This window comes from Curtobacterium oceanosedimentum, from assembly GCF_040545555.1.
In the GTDB taxonomy this organism is placed as follows: Bacteria; Actinomycetota; Actinomycetes; order Actinomycetales; family Microbacteriaceae; genus Curtobacterium.
Window position 1 is genome coordinate 52,215 of sequence record NZ_JBEPMD010000012.1, and the last position, 16,880, is coordinate 69,094.

14 protein-coding genes are annotated in these 16,880 nt (G+C 70.9%); 8 read left to right on the plus strand and 6 right to left on the minus strand.

What is annotated here, in order from left to right; translation table 11 throughout:
* Positions 1-138 precede the first annotated feature (138 nt).
* Positions 139-1,143, minus strand: a complete 1,005-nt coding sequence (locus tag ABIC52_RS12950) for a LacI family DNA-binding transcriptional regulator (protein ID WP_354027522.1) — start codon at positions 1,141-1,143, stop codon at positions 139-141.
* Positions 1,144-1,282: 139 nt separating this feature from the next.
* Here ABIC52_RS12950 and ABIC52_RS12955 point away from each other — a divergent pair, with 139 nt between their 5' ends.
* Positions 1,283-3,373, plus strand: coding sequence for a glycoside hydrolase family 127 protein (locus ABIC52_RS12955; RefSeq protein ID WP_354027523.1), 2,091 nt, complete (start codon positions 1,283-1,285; stop codon positions 3,371-3,373).
* A gap of 9 nt (positions 3,374-3,382) precedes the next feature.
* On the opposite strand, the gene ABIC52_RS12960 is transcribed toward ABIC52_RS12955, so the two are convergent.
* Complete coding sequence (locus ABIC52_RS12960; RefSeq protein WP_209678990.1) at positions 3,383-4,432, minus strand: LacI family DNA-binding transcriptional regulator; 1,050 nt, start codon at positions 4,430-4,432, stop codon at positions 3,383-3,385.
* 181 nt (positions 4,433-4,613) lie between these two features.
* On the opposite strand from ABIC52_RS12960, the gene chvE reads away from it, so the two are divergent.
* The 3 genes from chvE (at position 4,614) to mmsB (ending at position 8,568) form a co-directional block, all read left to right on the plus strand.
* Entirely contained in the window at positions 4,614-5,747 is a 1,134-nt protein-coding gene (chvE, locus tag ABIC52_RS12965) for a multiple monosaccharide ABC transporter substrate-binding protein (RefSeq protein WP_126891470.1), read from the plus strand.
* A gap of 102 nt (positions 5,748-5,849) precedes the next feature.
* Positions 5,850-7,400 (plus strand): multiple monosaccharide ABC transporter ATP-binding protein, encoded by a 1,551-nt coding sequence (mmsA, locus tag ABIC52_RS12970; protein ID WP_354027524.1) that lies wholly within the window; start codon positions 5,850-5,852, stop codon positions 7,398-7,400.
* Positions 7,387-8,568 (plus strand): multiple monosaccharide ABC transporter permease, encoded by a 1,182-nt coding sequence (gene mmsB, locus ABIC52_RS12975; RefSeq protein WP_126891472.1) that lies wholly within the window; start codon positions 7,387-7,389, stop codon positions 8,566-8,568. Before mmsA ends, mmsB begins: the two co-directional genes overlap by 14 nt.
* A 102-nt stretch (positions 8,569-8,670) precedes the next feature.
* Here mmsB and ABIC52_RS12980 read toward each other — a convergent pair whose 3' ends face one another.
* Positions 8,671-9,951 carry an alpha-amylase family glycosyl hydrolase gene (locus ABIC52_RS12980; RefSeq protein ID WP_354027543.1) on the minus strand — a complete coding sequence of 427 codons (1,281 nt, stop codon included), beginning with the start codon at positions 9,949-9,951 and terminating at the stop codon, positions 8,671-8,673.
* A gap of 123 nt (positions 9,952-10,074) precedes the next feature.
* Here ABIC52_RS12980 and ABIC52_RS12985 point away from each other — a divergent pair, with 123 nt between their 5' ends.
* From ABIC52_RS12985 to ABIC52_RS12995, 3 genes are all read left to right on the plus strand, one after another.
* On the plus strand, positions 10,075-10,473 hold the full coding sequence (locus ABIC52_RS12985; RefSeq protein ID WP_126891473.1) for a DUF3253 domain-containing protein: 399 nt from the start codon (positions 10,075-10,077) through the stop codon (positions 10,471-10,473).
* 36 nt (positions 10,474-10,509) lie between these two features.
* Positions 10,510-11,604, plus strand: coding sequence for an SDR family oxidoreductase (locus tag ABIC52_RS12990; RefSeq protein ID WP_354027525.1), 1,095 nt, complete (start codon positions 10,510-10,512; stop codon positions 11,602-11,604).
* Between the two features lie 130 nt (positions 11,605-11,734).
* The gene (locus tag ABIC52_RS12995; RefSeq protein ID WP_126891475.1) at positions 11,735-11,911 is read left to right on the plus strand and encodes a CsbD family protein; all 177 of its coding nucleotides are present in this window, start codon (positions 11,735-11,737) and stop codon (positions 11,909-11,911) included.
* Between the two features lie 81 nt (positions 11,912-11,992).
* On the opposite strand, the gene ABIC52_RS13000 is transcribed toward ABIC52_RS12995, so the two are convergent.
* The gene (locus tag ABIC52_RS13000) at positions 11,993-13,066 is read right to left on the minus strand and encodes a spore photoproduct lyase family protein (protein WP_238638154.1); all 1,074 of its coding nucleotides are present in this window, start codon (positions 13,064-13,066) and stop codon (positions 11,993-11,995) included.
* Between the two features lie 45 nt (positions 13,067-13,111).
* Between ABIC52_RS13000 and ABIC52_RS13005 the strand changes: the two genes are divergently transcribed.
* Entirely contained in the window at positions 13,112-13,414 is a 303-nt protein-coding gene (locus tag ABIC52_RS13005) for a biopolymer transporter Tol (protein ID WP_126891476.1), read from the plus strand.
* A 140-nt stretch (positions 13,415-13,554) separates the two neighbouring features.
* On the opposite strand, the gene ABIC52_RS13010 is transcribed toward ABIC52_RS13005, so the two are convergent.
* Complete coding sequence (locus ABIC52_RS13010) at positions 13,555-15,429, minus strand: glycoside hydrolase family 35 protein (protein ID WP_354027526.1); 1,875 nt, start codon at positions 15,427-15,429, stop codon at positions 13,555-13,557.
* A gap of 75 nt (positions 15,430-15,504) precedes the next feature.
* Positions 15,505-16,836 carry an ABC transporter substrate-binding protein gene (locus tag ABIC52_RS13015; RefSeq protein WP_126891478.1) on the minus strand — a complete coding sequence of 444 codons (1,332 nt, stop codon included), beginning with the start codon at positions 16,834-16,836 and terminating at the stop codon, positions 15,505-15,507.
* Positions 16,837-16,880 lie beyond the last annotated feature (44 nt).

The window sequence follows — 16,880 nt, forward strand, 5'->3', positions numbered from 1 at the left end:
CGCTCGAGTCGCCCCGAGCGGGCACGATCTGTCACGGTCAGCACCCCTCGCCGACACATCTCACCCGCTCGGCGACGCGCACGCGGCACGTCCTGCCCACTCGGCGCCCCGGTCCGCCGGCCCCGGACACCCGCCGGGCTACGCGCCGAGGGTGCTCTCGCGGACGACGAGCGCCGGGGTGACGGCCGTCGACGCCGGACGCCCACCCGCCACGAGGTCGAGCAGCGCCCGCCCCGCGATGCGACCGAGCTCGTCGAGCCGCAGGTCGACGGTGGTCAACGGCGGCCTCGAGGCCAGCGCCACCACGTCCCAGTCGTCGTACCCGGTCACCGCGACGTCGCCCGGCACCGTCCGACCGGTCTCACGCAGCCGGTCGCACACGCCCCGGGCGATCTGGTCGTTCCCGCACAGCACCGCGTCCACCGCGGTCGAGTTCCGGTCGAGCAGGTCCACGGCCTGCCGCCCCCAGCGCTCGGACCACTCGCCGTGCATCGGAGCACCCACCATCCGCTCCCCGAGCACCGGAGCGGCGCCGCGCGCCCGGTCCACCGCGGACCGCGCGTCCTCGGGCCCGGTGACGACGGCGACCCGCTGCCGTCCGAGTCCGAGCAGGTGCGCGGCCGCAGCAGCAGCACCTGCGGCGTCGTCGAGGGTGATCGACACGTCGGACGGGTCGGTCGAGGGCGTCAGCGCGTAGACGACGGGGACCGGCACGGGTACCTCGATCGGCGGACGGGCGTCGGCGGACCGACCGGTGACGACGATGCCGTCGACACCCCGGGCGACGAGCGAGCGGAGGTAGTGGGCCTCGCGGACGTGGTCGTCGCGGGTGTCGCAGACGAGCACCATCATCTCGCCGGCGGACAGGGCGTCCTCGGCGCCGAGCAGCACCGGCATGGTGAACCGTCCGAACGAGTCCGTCGTGATCATGCCCACCGTGAACGTGCGGCCGGACGACAGCGCCCGCGCCCGTGCGTCACCGACGAAGCCGAGCTTGTCGGCGGCGTCCTTCACGCGACGACGGGTCTCGTCGCGCAGCTGCCCGGTGTCGTTGAGTGCCTTCGAGGCGGTCCCGATCGACACCCCGGCGAGCGCCGCGACGTCGGTGATGCGGACGGACCGGTTCGGGTGATCGACGGCCACGGCAAGGTCCTTTCCGACTCGGAGGGCTGGCCCGATGCTAGCGCGGAAGGCTCTTGTGCATGCCCTGACGGTGCCGTAGCGTCAAGAACGGAAAGCGCTTTCCGAACGGACGGCCGCCAGTCAGACGCAAGGAGGCGCCATGACCACCACGACCGGCACCAGGACCGACACCCCCGCGACCGGGCGCCGCGTGCGGACCGCGACCCCGGCCCTCCCGACCGCGGCGGCGCACCTGTCGTGTCGTCCGCTCCCGGCCGGAGCCGCCCGCATCACCGGGGGCTTCTGGGCCCAGCGCCAGGACCGCAACGGTCGCGACGCCGTCCGCAGCGGGTACGAGCGCCTCCGCGACGCCGGGAACTTCCGGAACCTCCGGATCGCCGCCGGCGACGAGCAGGGCGAGGTCGTCGGGCCGGTCTTCATGGACTCCGACGTGACGAAGTGGCTCGAGGCCGTCGCGTGGGAGTACGGCCGCGCCCCCGCCCAGGACCTGCTCGACCTGCAGCGCGAGGTCACGGCCCTGTACGCCCGGGCACAGGCCGCGGACGGCTACGTCGACTCCGTCCAGCAGGTGCGCGGGAACGGCGAGCGCTACGTCGACCTGAAGTGGAGCCACGAGCTCTACTGCGCCGGGCACCTGTACCAGGCCGCCGTCGCGCAGCACCGTGCGACGGGCGACACCGCGCTGCTCGACGTCGCGACGAAGAACGCCGACCACCTCGTCGCCACGTTCGGGCCCGGCGACGACCACACCCAGGACGTCGACGGGCACCCGGTCGTCGAGACGGGCCTCGTCGAGCTGTACCGCGAGACCGGGGACCGCGCCTACCTCGACCTGGCGCACTGGTTCGTCGACGCCCGGGGGCACGGCATCATCGAGCGCGCCGGCGGCGAGCCGACGTACTTCTCCGACCGGGTCCCGGTCCGCGAGGCCACCACCGTCGAGGGCCACGCGGTCCGCGCCGTGTACCTGGCCGCGGGTGCCGTGGACGTCGCGATCGAGACCGGTGACGCCGAGCTCCTGGCGGCGAGCGAGCGGCAGTTCGCGGACATGCAGGCGACCAAGGCGTTCATCACCGGCGGCCTCGGCGCCCGCTGGGACTGGGAGGCGTTCGGCGACCCGTACGAGCTCCCGACGGACCGCGGCTACGCCGAGACCTGCGCGGCGATCGGCGGCGTCCAGTGGGCGTGGCGCCTGCTGCTCGCGACCGGGAAGCCGGTCTACGCCGACGCGATCGAGCGCCTGCTCTACAACGCGTTCCTGCCCGGGGTCAGCCTGGCGGGCACGGAGTACTTCTACGTCAACCCGCTGCAGCACCGCGACGGCGCCCACCGGGACGAGAACCGCTCCCCCGCCCACGGCCGCCGCGGCTGGTTCGACTGCGCCTGCTGCCCGCCGAACATCATGCGCACGTTCGCGAGCCTCGACGGCTACCTGGCGACCGCGACCGACGGGGGCCTGCAGGTCCACCAGTACGCGGACGCCGACCTCGGTCCCGTGCGGGTCTCGACCGGGTACCCGCACGACGGCCGCGTGGTGGTGACGGTCACCGAGGGCGGCCCCCTGGCACTCGGGCTGCGCATCCCCGCGTGGTCGGACACCACCACCGTGACGACCCCCGACGGCACCGCCTCGCCGGAGCCCGGCACCCTGCACGTGGTCGAGCGCGACTGGTCGGTCGGCGAGACCGTCGAGCTCGCCTTCGACACGACACCGCACCGGTACGTCGCAGACTCCCGCATCGACGCGGCGCGCGGTCAGCTCGCGATCGAGCGCGGCCCGCTCGTGTACGCCGTCGAGCAGGCCGACCAGCAGGGCTTCACGGTCGACGACCTGACGGTCGACGACCTGACGGTCGACGACCTGACGGTCGACGCCACGGCGCCGATCACCGAGGAGCGCCGCGACGACCTGCTCGACGGGGTCGTCACGCTGCGCGTGCCCGGGTACGCACCGGGGCGGCACGAGCAGGCGGCGTGGCCGTACCGACGGATCGACCGGCCGGGAGGCGCGACCCACCCCGCCGACGCGGCCGCCGCCTCCGACGTGGCCGGCCCCACGGACGCAGCCCCGGCCTCCGACCCGACCGGCCCCACGACCGCGGCCGGTCGCACGGACGCGGCCACGGGCCTCCAGGCCGGACCGCCCGTCACCGCGGTCGCCGTGCCGTACTACGCCTGGGCGAACCGCGGCCCTGCGCCGATGCGCGTCTGGCTCCCGCTCGCCCGCTGAGGCCGACGCTCAGGCCGAGCGGCGCACCACGAGCTCGGGCAGGAGCAGCGTCTCGTCGCGGGGCTCACCCTCGACCACGGCGCGCACGGCCTCGAGCACCCGCTGCCCCATCGCCATGAAGTCCTGGCGCACGGTGGTGAGCGGCGGGGTGAAGTGCGCCGCCTCGGGGATGTCGTCGAACCCGACCACCGCGATGTCGTCCGGCACGCGGAGCCCCTCGTCGGCGAAGGCGTGCAGCACCCCGAGCGCCATCTGGTCGTTCCCGGCGAAGACCGCGTCGACCGCGTGCACGTCGATCGTCCGCGCCGCCGCGAACCCGCTCGCCGGGGTCCAGTCGCCGTCGAGCACGACCGGCTCGAGCCCCGCCTCGCGCATGATCCGACCGTAGCTCTCGCGGCGCACCTCGGACTCCTGCGAGACCGAGGGCCCGGCGATGTGCACCACCCGGCGGTGCCCGCGGGCGAACAGGTGCTCCATCACGAGTCTCGTACCGGCGGCCTGGTCGATGGCGACGGCGGCGACACTGCGTGCGGCCGGGGTCCGGACGGCGTCGCGCTGCACGGCGTTCGCGACGACCACGGGGACGGTGACCGGGATCGTCAGCGACGCGAGCGCGTCCAGCACGCGGTTGTCGGCCGCGACCAGCACGATCGCGGCGACGTCCTGCGCGAGCAGCGTGGTGAGCGCCCCGGACAGGTCGACCGGCCGGGGGTCGTCCGGCAGCGTCGAGAGCAGCACGTGGTAGCCGGCCGACCGAGCGGCCCGTTCGAACCCGACCGCGGTGCTAGACGGTCCGTACAGCGCGTCGCCGGCGGTGATGATGCCGAGCGCGCGGCTGCGTCCCCCGGCGAGGGCCCTGGCGGCGGCGCGGGGCCGGTACCCGAGCGCGGCGACGGCGTCGGTCACCTGCGAGCGGTAGGCGTCGCGGACGGTGGGGTCGCCGTTGATCACGCGGGAGACGGTCTGGTGCGAGACACCGGCGCGCTCGGCGACGTCGAAGATCGTCGGGGCCTTGCGACGTCTGCCGCCGGGGCCCCCGAGCGCGGTCGTGGTGGTCACGTCGCCGAGCGTACCGTCCGGGCCGCTCCGCGAGGCAAGATCCCGAAACGGTCACGACGAGTTGACACCCCGGTACGGAACCCTCAGTATGTGAGCGCTCACACGAGCGAATCCCACGGGGCACAGCAGCCCCAGCACCCGAGCGCGTCGAGGACGACGCGAGAGGAACAGAGGTACTTCGATGATGAAGCGCAGGATCATCGCGGGGGTCGCGGCCCTCGGCATCGCGTTCTCCCTGGCAGCTTGCTCGGCCGGCGGCCGTGCGGCGAGCACGGGCGGCGGCGACACCGCGGACGGCAACAAGGGCGCCCTGGTCGGCGTCGCGATGCCGACCAAGGTCTCCGAGCGGTGGATCAAGGACGGCAACGCCGTCAAGAGCGACCTCGAGAAGGCCGGCTACAAGGTCGACCTCGAGTACGGCGACAACAAGGTCCAGCAGCAGGCCCAGCAGGTCAGCAACATGATCACCAAGGGCGCGAAGGTCCTGATCATCGCCTCGATCGACGGTGGCGCGCTGTCCGACCAGCTCGACCAGGCGGCGAAGGCCGGCATCAAGGTGATCTCCTACGACCGCCTGCTCACCGGCAACAAGAACGTCGACTACTACGTGTCGTTCGACAACTACAAGGTCGGCGTCGACCAGGCCACGTCGCTGCTCACGGGCCTCGGCGTGCTGGACGAGAAGGGCGAGAAGACCGGCAAGAAGGGCCCCTTCAACATCGAGGTCTTCGCCGGCTCGCTCGACGACAACAACGCCGGGTTCTTCTTCAACGGCGCGATGGACACCCTCAAGCCGTACCTCGAGGACGGCACGCTGAAGATCGGCTCCGGCCAGGACCAGCTCTCGCAGGCCGCCACGCAGCAGTGGGACCCGGCGACCGCCAAGGCCCGCATGCAGAACCTCGTCGCGTCGACGTACTCCGGCGGCACGAAGCTGGACGGCGTGCTCTCGCCCTACGACGGCATGTCGATCGGCATCATCTCGGCCCTGCAGGGCGCCGGCTACGGCTCGGGTGACCGTCCGCTCCCGGTCGTGACCGGTCAGGACGCCGAGGCCGCCTCGGTCAAGTCGATCATCGCGGGCCAGCAGTACTCCACCATCTACAAGGACACCCGCAAGCTCGCGAAGCAGTCCGTGACGATGGCCGAGGACCTGCTCTCCGGCAAGACCCCCGAGGTCAACGACACCAAGAGCTACGACAACAAGGTCAAGGTCGTCCCGACCTACCTGTTCCAGCCCACGGTGGTGACGAAGGCCAACTACAAGGAGGTCCTCGTCGACAGCGGGTACTACACCGAAGCCGACCTCAAGTAGGACGCAACCATCCACAGGACTGGAGGCGCGGTGCACCCCCGCACCGCGCCTCCAGTCCGTCTCCACCCGCGCCCACGCGCGGACGACGGAAAGGCGGTCCACATGGCGGACACCATCCTCGAGATGCGGGACATCACCAAGACCTTCCCCGGAGTGAAGGCGCTGCAGGGCGTCTCGATCGAGGTCGAGCGCGGTCAGGTCCACGCGATCTGCGGCGAGAACGGCGCCGGCAAGTCCACCCTGATGAAGGTGCTGTCGGGCGTCTACCCCCACGGCTCCTTCGACGGCGAGATCCTGCTCGACGGCAAGCCCGTGCAGTTCGCTGACATCAACGGCTCCGAGAAGGCCGGCGTGGTGATCATCCACCAGGAGCTCGCACTCAGCCCGTTCCTGTCGATCGCCGAGAACATCTTCCTCGGCAACGAGCGCGTCAAGGGCGGGCTCATCGACTGGAACCAGACGAACCTCGAGGCGGCGGCGCTGCTCAAGCGCGTCGGACTCAAGGACAACCCGGTCACCAAGGTCACGGACATCGGCGTCGGCAAGCAGCAGCTCGTCGAGATCGCGAAGGCGCTCTCGAAGGAGGTGAAGCTCCTCATCCTCGACGAGCCCACCGCCGCGCTGAACGACGACGACTCGGAGCACCTGCTCGAGCTCATCCGCACGCTGCAGGCCGAGGGCATGACGGCGATCATCATCAGCCACAAGCTCAACGAGATCAAGGCGATCGCGGACAAGGTCACGATCATCCGCGACGGCAAGACCATCGAGACGCTCGACATGCACGCCGACGACGTGTCCGAGGACCGGATCATCCGCGGCATGGTCGGTCGCGACCTGTCCAGCCGGTACCCGGAGCGCGAGCCGAAGATCGGCGAGGAGCTCCTGCGCATCGAGGACTGGACCGTCCACCACCCGCTCGACGGCTCCCGCGAGATCATCCACCAGGTGAACCTGAACGTCCGCGCGGGTGAGGTCGTCGGCATCGCCGGGCTCATGGGCGCCGGCCGCACCGAACTCGCGATGAGCGTCTTCGGGCACTCGTACGGCACCGGCATCTCCGGCACCGTCTACAAGCGCGGCGTGCCGATCAAGACGAACACGGTGACCCGGGCGATCGACAACGGCATCGCGTACGCGACCGAGGACCGCAAGCGGTACGGCCTCAACCTGATCGACGACATCAAGCGGAACATCTCCGGCTCGGCGCTCGGCAAGCTCGCCGACTGGGGCTTCGTGAACGCGTCGAAGGAGACCACGGTCGCCGGCGGCTTCCTGAAGAGCATGAACATCAAGGCGCCGAACGTCGACGCCGTGACGGGCAAGCTCTCCGGCGGCAACCAGCAGAAGGTCGTCCTGTCGAAGTGGATGTACGCCGACCCGGACGTGCTCATCCTCGACGAGCCGACCCGCGGCATCGACGTCGGCGCGAAGTACGAGATCTACACGCTCATCAACGACCTGGCCGACCAGGGCAAGGGCGTCATCGTGATCTCGTCCGAGCTGCCCGAGCTGCTCGGCATCTGCGACCGCATCTACACACTCTCCGAGGGCACGATCACGGCCGACGTGCCCCGCTCCGAGGCCACCCCAGAGGTCCTCATGCAGTACATGACCCAGGAACGGGAGACCCCAGTCAATGAACGCGCTTAAGTCCGCCGCCGGCTACCTCACCGGGCAGCTCCGACAGATCGGCCTGTTCATCGCGCTGATCGTCATCGTCATCTTCTTCCAGGTGGCGACGAACGGCATCACGTTGGCCCCGATCAACGTGTCGAACATCATCGTCCAGAACAGCTACATCCTGATCCTGGCGATCGGCATGGTGATGGTCATCATCGCGGGCCACATCGACCTGTCCGTCGGGTCGGTCGTCGCCTTCAGCGGCGCGATGGCGGGCGTGATGATCACGCAGTGGGGCCTCCCCTGGCCGGTCGCAGCGCTCCTCTGCCTCGTCGTCGGTGCGCTCGTCGGCGCGTGGCAGGGCTTCTGGATCGCGTACTTCGGCATCCCGGCGTTCATCGTGACGCTCGCCGGCATGCTCGCCTTCCGCGGTGCCACCCAGATCGTGCTGCAGAACCAGCAGATCTCGCCGTTCCCGGAGGGCTTCCGCTCGCTCGGCTCCGGCTTCCTGCCGTCGTTCGGCACCACCGGCTACGAGCCGCTCACGATGATCCTCGGCATCGCAGCCGCCGCCGTCATGGTGATCTCGGCCTTCCGGGGCCGCATCACGCGCCGCAAGTACCAGCTCGAGAGCGAGCCGTTCGCCTGGTTCATCGTGAAGACGGCCTTCGGTGCCGCCCTCGTGGTCTACGTGGCGCTGCTGCTCGCCAGCTACAACGGCACCCCGATCGTGCTCGTCGTGCTCGGCCTGCTCGTGGTCGTCTACTCGGTGGTCATGCGCAGCTCGGTGTTCGGTCGCCACGTGTACGCGATCGGCGGCAACGCCCTCGCCGCGCAGCTGTCCGGCGTCAAGACGAAGCGCGTCACGTTCCTGCTCTTCGTGAACATGGGCGTCATCGCGGCCCTGGCGGGTGTGGTCTTCACGGGCCAGCTCAACCTCGCGGCCCCGGGTGCCGGCAACGGCTTCGAGCTCGACGCCATCGCGGCCGTGTTCATCGGTGGCGCTGCCGTCACCGGCGGCATCGGCACGGTGCCGGGCGCGATCGTCGGTGGTCTCATCATCGGCATCCTGAACAACGGCATGTCGATCCTCGGCGTCGGCACGGAGTACCAGTCGCTCATCAAGGGCCTGGTGCTGCTCGCCGCCGTCGCGTTCGACGTGTTCAACAAGCGTCGGGCGGCGTCCGCGCGCAAGTAGGACTGGCTCTCCTGCCCCGAGACTCGGGCTGAGCGACACATCTCGCGCCGATCGGTGCGAGAACGGTCGCCCAGCCCGAGTCTCGTTCTGTACGCGGAGGCGTCAGGCGGTCAGGACGGCCCAGCCGGCGGCCGGGAGGCGCAGGGTCCCGTCCCGCAGGTCGCCGGCGCCCGCCTCCACCCGCGTCGCGTCGGCCGCGGGTACCTCGACGGGGTCGTCCGCCAGGTTCAGTGCGGTCACGACCGCCGCGTCCGCGGTCGCCGTCCGCAGCACCACCGCCGTGTTCGTCAGGTGCACGACGTCGGTGTGCGCGCGGTGCAGCCACGGGTTCCGGCGACGCAGGGCGATCAGTGCCTCGTGCACGCGGGTCAGGTCGGTCGGTGCGGGCGGGGCGGCCGGGAGCTCCGGGCGGACGGCGTCGTCGCCGCCCTCACGTTCCTCCTTGACCGCCGTCCACCCGTACTCGTCGCCCGCGTACACGACCGGCGTCCCCGCGACCGTGAACAGCACCGCCGCGGCGTGCCCGGCGAACCGCTCCCCCACCGCGCTCGCGATCCGGGTGACGTCGTGGTTGCCGACGAAGGTCGTGGGCACGAACGTGGCGAGCAGGGCGTCGTGGCGCTCGACGGCGTGCGCGAGCTCGAAGCAGTTCCGGTCGGCGATCCCGTGCCAGACCGCCTGCCACAGCTCGTACTGCGTGGTCGAGTCCATCGTCGACGCCTCGACCATCGCGGCCGCGTCACCGTGGATGACCTCCCCGCTGGACCAGGCGTCCGGGAACCGCTCGCGCACCCGTGGCAGCACCCGCGCCCAGAACGCCGGCGGGACGGCGTACGCGGCGTCGAGCCGCCACCCGTCGATCCCGCGGTCGAGCCAGTAGGTCATCACCTCGACCACCAGGTCCTCCGCCGCCCGACCGTCGTGGTCGAGGGCGACGAGGATGTCGTGCCCCTCGAAGTCACGCACGGGCACGGGCTCGCCCTGCTGCCAGTCGGTCTGCTCGAGGGCGAACAGGTCGGCCGTGGACGCACGGGGACCCTGCTCCTCGAGCGCCCGGAACGCCGGGTGCTCACGCCCGACGTGGTTGAAGACGCCGTCGAGCACCACGCGGACGCCGCGCTCGTGTGCCGCGGCCACGAGCGCCACGAGGTCGGACTCGTCCCCGAGCCGCGGGTCGACCCGGAAGTGGTCGACCGTGTCGTAGCCGTGCGTCGACGCCGCGAACACCGGGCCGAGCACCAGCCCGTTCAGCCCGAGTCCCACCACGTGGTCGAGCCACGGCACGAGTCGCTGGAGGCGGTGGTCGACCGGACGGTCGTCGACCGGGGTCGTCGGACGGACCTCGGCGCCGACCGCGCCGAGCGGGTAGACGTGCCACCACATCGCGTGCTCGACCCAGGCGGGTTCCTGCGGGCGGGAGACGTTCGGGTCCAGGGTCACCACTCCGATCGTGCCAGCCGACCCTGGGCTGTGGGTCGTGTCGGACCGCAGGACCAGGATGGGCGCATGGGACGAGCGATCAGGACCGCCGCGGACGCCTCGGCATCGCAGGAGGCACACGCGGAACGGACCTGCGCGTCCTGCGGTCGTCGGATGCCGTCGTCCGCCTCCCCCGACGCCAAGTGGTGCTCGGCGGCGTGCCGGAAGCACGGGGTCGACGACACCGACCGCGCGCTCGAGCAGCGGATCGACGAGCTGCTCGCCGCTCGTGCACGGACGTCGAGCATCTGCCCGTCGGAGGTCGCGCGGTCCCTCGAGCCCGACGACTGGCGGCCCCTGATGGAGCCCGCACGACGGGCAGCGCGTCGCATGGTCGCGCGGGGCGAGGTCGAGATCACCCAGAACGGCAGCGTGGTCGACCCCTCGACCGCCAAGGGTCCGATCCGGATCCGACGACCCCGGTAGGGAACACGTGTCGCCCGTGGACGTTGCACCACCACGATGACGAACACGACCGAACCGACCATCGCCCGTCCCGAAGCCCTCGTCGTGGGTGCCAGCGGCATCACCGGCTCCGCGCTCGTCGACCACCTGCTCGCGCTCGGGTGGGACGTGACCGCGCTCTCCCGGCGCCCGCTCGCTCGTGACGGTGTCCGCACCGTCGCCGCGGACCTCCGCGACCCGGACTCCCTGACGTCGGCACTCGCGGGCGAGCGGCCGACGCACGTGTTCTTCACCGCCTGGCAGCGGCAGGAGACCGAGGCCGAGAACATCCGGGTGAACGGTGGCATGGTCCGCGACCTGCTCGCCGCGCTGTCGCACGCCCCGCTCGCCCACGTCGCCCTGGTCACGGGGCTGAAGCACTACCTCGGCCCGTTCGAGGCGTACGCCGCCGGGGAGATGCCCGACACGCCCTTCCACGAGGAGGAACCGCGCCTCGACACCCCGAACTTCTACTACGCGCAGGAGGACGAGCTCTTCGCCGCCGCCGAGCGCCAGGGGTTCACCTGGTCCGTGCACCGCTCGCACACCGTCATCGGGTACGCGGTCGGCAACGCCATGAACATGGGCCTGACCATCGCCGTGCAGGCCACGCTCGCGAAGGAGCTCGGCCTCGACTTCGTGTTCCCGGGCAGCGAGGCGCAGTGGAACGGCCTCACCGACATGACCGACGCCGGGATCCTCGCCGAGCACATGGTCTGGGCGGCCACCAGCCCCGAAGGCGCCGACGAGCCCTTCAACGTGGTGAACGGCGACGTCTTCCGGTGGCGGTGGATGTGGCCGCGACTCGCCGCGCACCTCGGTGTGGACCCGGCGCGGGTGGTCGGGTACCAGGACCGTCCCCGGCCGCTCGAGGAGCAGATGACCGAGCACGAGGGTGCGTGGGCCGGCATCGCCGAGCGGTACGGCTTGGTCGAGTCCGACGTCACGCGTCTGGCGTCGTGGTGGCACACCGACGCCGACCTCGGACGTGCCATGGAGGTCGTCACCGACATGGGCAAGAGCCGCGAGGCGGGCTTCACGGCGTTCCGCCGCACCGAGCGCGCCTTCGCCGACCTGTTCGCGCGCTACCGTGCCGAGCGTCTCGTCCCGTAGCCGTACCCCGACGGAACCGACCGGGGTACACGAACCTCAGACCGGGCCGCGAGTCGGGCCGGATGCCCTGGTTGTCTCGGTGACACAGACGCCGGGAGCCCTCGGCGGTTCCCGGAGGAAGGAAGACACCATGTCGCTCGGAGACAAGGCCAAGGACGTCACGCAGAAGGTCGCCGGCAAGGTCGAGGAGGCCGTCGGCAAGAAGACCGACGACGCCGAGCTCACGCACCAGGGCCAGAAGGACCAGGTCATGGGCGAGGGTCGCCTCGACAAGGAGAAGGCCAAGGACGCGTTCGACGGCAAGTGATCGTCGACCACCGCTGACGCCCGTACCGCTCGTCGGTGCGGGCGTTCGCCGTACCCGGGCAGTCCGTCCCGGCCGGCCGGCTCAGAACGCGTAGCGGATGCGGCAGGACGGCAGGTGCTCGGCGACGAGCTCGCGGAAGCGCTCGACGAGCTGCCCCTTCATGCCCGAGCGGTAGCGCACGTTGACGGCACCGTTCTGCGAGACCTTCTGCTCCTGCAGGTCCGGGCGCCAGAGCAGGTCCTCGGCCTTCGGGTGCCAGCCGAGGTTGACCTCGTGCAGGGGTTGGTTGTGCGTCAGGAAGATCACCTCGGCCGCGAGCTGCGCCTTGGCCGCGGGTGAGAGGACGTCGTCGACCTGGCGCAGCAGCTCGGCCCAGTCCGACTCCCACGTCGGTGTGAGGATCACCGGCGAGAAGTTGAGGTGCACCTCGTACCCGGCGTCGACGAAGTCGTTCACCGCGGCGATGCGTTCGGCGATCGGGCTCGTGCGGATGTCGGTGACCTTCGCGGTCTCGTGCGGCATGAGCGAGAAGCGGATGCGCGTGCGACCCATCGGGTCCCAGTCGAGCAGGTCGCGGTTGACGTACTTCGTCGCGAAGGAGGCCTTCGCCGTGGGGGTCATCCGGAAGAGATCGCAGAGGTCCCGCACGTTGTCGCTGATCATCGCGTCGACCGAGCAGTCGCTGTTCTCGCCGATGTCGTAGACCCAGGCGTCCGGGTCGCACTGGTTCGGCTCGGTCTTCGGTCCCTGCTTCGCGATGTTCCGAGCGACGTGCTTCGTGATCTGCTCGATGTTCGCGAAGACCGTCACCGGGTTCGAGTAGCCCTTGCGCCGCGGCACGTAGCAGTAGGCACACGCCATCGCGCAGCCGTTCGCGGTCGAGGGGGCGATGAAGTCGGCCGAACGCCCGTTCGGTCGGGTGACGAGCGACTTCTTGACGCCGAGCACGAGCGCCTCGGTCTTGATGCGCACCCACCGCTGCACGTTGCGCTCGTCGCCGTGCACCTCGGGGATGTTCCAGTGCGACGCCACGGGCACGATCTCGGCGTCGGGCCAGCGCCCGAGCACCTCCTGCCCGCGCGGGAGCTCGAGGGCGGCGTCCTCGGCGTAGATCCGCCGGACGTCGAGCATGGGTCGCACGCGTGGTCCCGTCATCGACACCTGTCTACCGCCGACCACCGACGGTGCAGACTCGGGAGCATGACCGCCGGACCCGACGACCACTTCTTCGTCGTCGACGGCCGCCGGTGGCGTCGCACCGACCCCGCGCTGCCCGAGGACCTCGCCGCGGCACTGCGCTCGCACCTCGGCCGCGGGCGCAACGCCGTGCGGCAGGCGAAGCGCGCCGGCGACGAGGACGCCCTCGCCGCCGCCCGGCACCGGAACGGCCTGGCGAAGCACGGGCTCGGTGAGCGTGGCCCCGAGTGGTGGACCCGCCCTGAAGCCGACCGGGTCGCCGACGCCGAGCGCGCCCTGGCCGACCTCGACGCCCTGGACGACTGAGTCCGCCCGGTCCTTCCCAGAACACTCGCGATGGGAAGCGAGAACGGGCGTACCTGGTCGATCCGTCCGACCAGGTACGCCCGTTCTCACCAGGTACGCCCGGAAGTGCCCGGTGCCCGGCGCCGGAAGACGCGCCCGCGTCAGGCCTCGGTGTGGCCCAGGTCGGGCTCGAGGAGCATGCACACCGTCCGCGACGCGCTGGCGTGCAGCTCGAACACGACGACCTCGTTCCGGCCGGCACGGAGCACCGGCCCCGGCACGGCCAGCGTCCGCTGCGGCCCCCGCGACCAGTACCGCCCGAGGCAGAACCCGTTCACCCAGGCGACACCCTTGCGGAAGCCGTCGAGCGACAGGTAGCGGTCCTCCGTGGACGTCAGGTCGAACGATCCGGCTGCGAGCACGGGACCAGCCAGCACGTCGCCGTCGGTGGAGGGCAGTGCGGCGAGCTGGTCGACCGCTGCCGGCGCGATCGGGCCGAGCGCGAGCGGCGACGCCGACCACCGGGCGAGCGGGACACCGTCGACGGCGACGACCCCGATCAGGCCCTTCGGCTCGCCGATCCGGGGGCCGTAGTCGACGCGCCCCTGGTCCTCGACGAGGAGCTCCAGCGTGCCGGTGACCGGCGGGAGCGCGATCGCCCGGTCGTGGTGCTCGCGCTCCAGGACGCCGACGACCACGCCGTCCACCGAGACGACCGCACGGTCGCGGACCTCGGTGCCGACGGTCAGGACGCCACCGTCCGGCAGGTCCACCTCGGTCCGGTACAGCACGAAGCCGCTGGCTGCGCCGAGGGCGTCGAAGGTCGGCGGCTCGTCGTGCGCCGACCACTGCGTGAGCGCGGGCAGCAGGGACCGGAGCGACGCGACCCGGTCGAGGCGGACCGCGACGTCCGCGGCGGGCGCGGGGCGCGCCTCCAGGCCGGCGACCGACGCGGCGGACGCACTCGACGCGGCGGATGCACTCGACGCGGCGGATGCACTCGACGCGGACAGCACACCCGACCCACCCGGCTGCATCGACGCCGGGAGCGCCGGGACGGGGGCGTAGCGCGCGATGACCTCCCGGAAGGCATGGAACTTCGTCGTGGGCCGGCCGGCCTCGTCGAGGGGCGCGTCGTAGTCGTACGACGTCGCGATCGGCCGGTACACGCCCTTGTCGTTCGCGCCGTTCGTGAAGCCGAAGTTCGTGCCGCCGTGGAACATGTAGATGTTCACCGAGCCGCCGGCCGCCAGCAGGTCGTCGAGGTCCGACGCCGAGGCCGAGGCGGGCGTGGTGTGGTGGTGCTCGCCCCAGCTGTCGAACCAGCCGTCCCAGAACTCGGAGCACATCAGGGGTCCGGTCGGCTGCGCCTGACGGAGTCGCTCGAGCCGCTCCGTGGAGCGGGACCCGAACGAGCCGGTCTTGTGCAGCGACGGCAGCGACCCGTCCTCGAGCATGGTGCCCATCGGCTGGTCGACGCTCGTGAAGGGCACCGTCAGGCCGATGTCGCGGTGCATCTGCTCGAGCGCACGCAGGTACGACGCGTCGGAGCCGTACGCGCCGTACTCGTTCTCGACCTGCACGAGCACGATCGGCCCGCCCTGGTCGACCTGCCGCGGCACGAGGACCGGCGCGAGCTGCTCGAGGTAGTCGCGCACGGCGGCCAGGAAGCCGGGCTCGTTCCGCCGGACCCCGACGGTGCCGTCGGCGAAGAGCCAGTAGGGCAGGCCGCCGTTCGACCACTCGGCGCAGATGTAGGGACCGGGGCGGACGATGGCGTGCATGCCCTCCTCGGCGACCAGGTCGAGGAAGCGGCCGAGGTCGAGCCCGCCCTCGAAGCTGAAGGTCCCGGGCTGCGGCGCGTGGGCGTTCCAGGCGACGTAGGTCTCGATGGTGTTGAGGCCCATCAGCTTCGCCTTGCGGATCCGGTCCTGCCAGAGGTCCGGGTGGACGCGGAAGTAGTGGATCGCGCCGGACAGGACCCGGTGCGGCTCGCCGTCGAGCAGGAAGTCGGTGTCGCCGATGGCGAAGCGCATGGTGTGTCTCTCTCGTACGACGGGGCCGTGCGGACGTGGTGTCCGCACGGCCCCGGGGTGTGGGGAACGCGGGTGTTACTTGCTCTCGACCGTGAAGCCCTGGTCCTTGCCGTACTTCACGAGTGCCTTCTGCCAGGCCTCCAGGCCGCCCTCGAGCGAGGTGCCGTTCTGGTAGGACTGCCCGACGGTGTCGGCGTAGACGCTGTTCGCGTACACCTGGTACGGCAGGTAGGTGAAGTCGTTCGCCGAGGTCTTCGAGGCGTCGACGAGGACCTTGTTGATGTCCTGGCCGCCGAAGTACTCCGGCTTCTCGTTCAGGAACGAGCTCGAGTCGAGGTCGGCGGTGGTCGACGGGAAGCCGCCGGACTGCATGAAGACCTTCGTGGACTCCTCCGACGAGTTCAGCCACTTCAGGAAGCCGGCAGCGAGGGCCGGGTTCTTCGACTGCTTCATGACGACCTGCGAGCTGCCGCCGTTGCTGGCCGTCTGGGCCTTGCCGCCGTCGTAGGTCGGCATCGGCGCGACGCGCCAGTCACCCTTGGCGTCCGGCACGCTGGCCATCAGGTTGCCGGGCATCCAGGCACCGGTCACCATCGTGGCGATCTCGCCGTTGCCGAGCTGCTTGTACCAGTCGTCGGTCCAGCCGGTGGTCTTCGACAGCAGGCCCTGCTCGACGAGCTGGTCCCAGGTCTTCGCCCACTTCTGCGTGCCGGCGTCGTGCAGGTCGATGGTGATCTTGTCGCCGTCGGTCGTGAACGGGGTGCCGCCGGCCTGGGCGATCATGCTCGTGGTGAAGCCGGCGTCGCCGGAGTCCGCGGCGATGTACTTCGACGGGTCCGCCTCGTGCAGCTTCTTCGCCGCGGCGACGTACTCGTCCCACGTGGTCGGCACCGTGATGCCGTACTCGTCGAAGACCTTCTTGTTGTAGAACAGCGCCATGGGGCCGGAGTCCTGCGGCAGGCCGTAGACCTTGCCGTCCATCGCGACGTTGCTCCAGGTGCCCTTCGAGAACTTGCTCTCGAGGTCGTCGAAGCCGTACGACGACAGGTCGACGAGCGAATCGGACAGGGCGAACTGCGGCAGCGCGTAGTACTCGACCTGGGCGACGTCGGGCGCACCCGAGCCGGCCTTGATCGTGTTCTGCAGCTTCGTGTACTGGTCGGCGCCGGTGCCGGCGTTGACCAGCTTGACCTTCACCTTCGGGTACTGCTTCTCGAACGCGGCGATCTGGTCCTTGGCCGAGGGGGTCCAGGACCAGTAGGTCAGCGTGCCGCCGTCCTTCAGGGCCTTGTCGATGTCGTCCGCCGAGCCGCCGGCGGAGCTGCCGGACGCGCAGGCGGTCATGGCGATCGCGGCGGTGACGCCGATGGCGAGGGCGCTGAGCCCGCGCCGGAGACGCTTGTTCATGGGTTGCCTTCCACTTCTTCGTGATCTGGGGCTGGGGTGGTGCT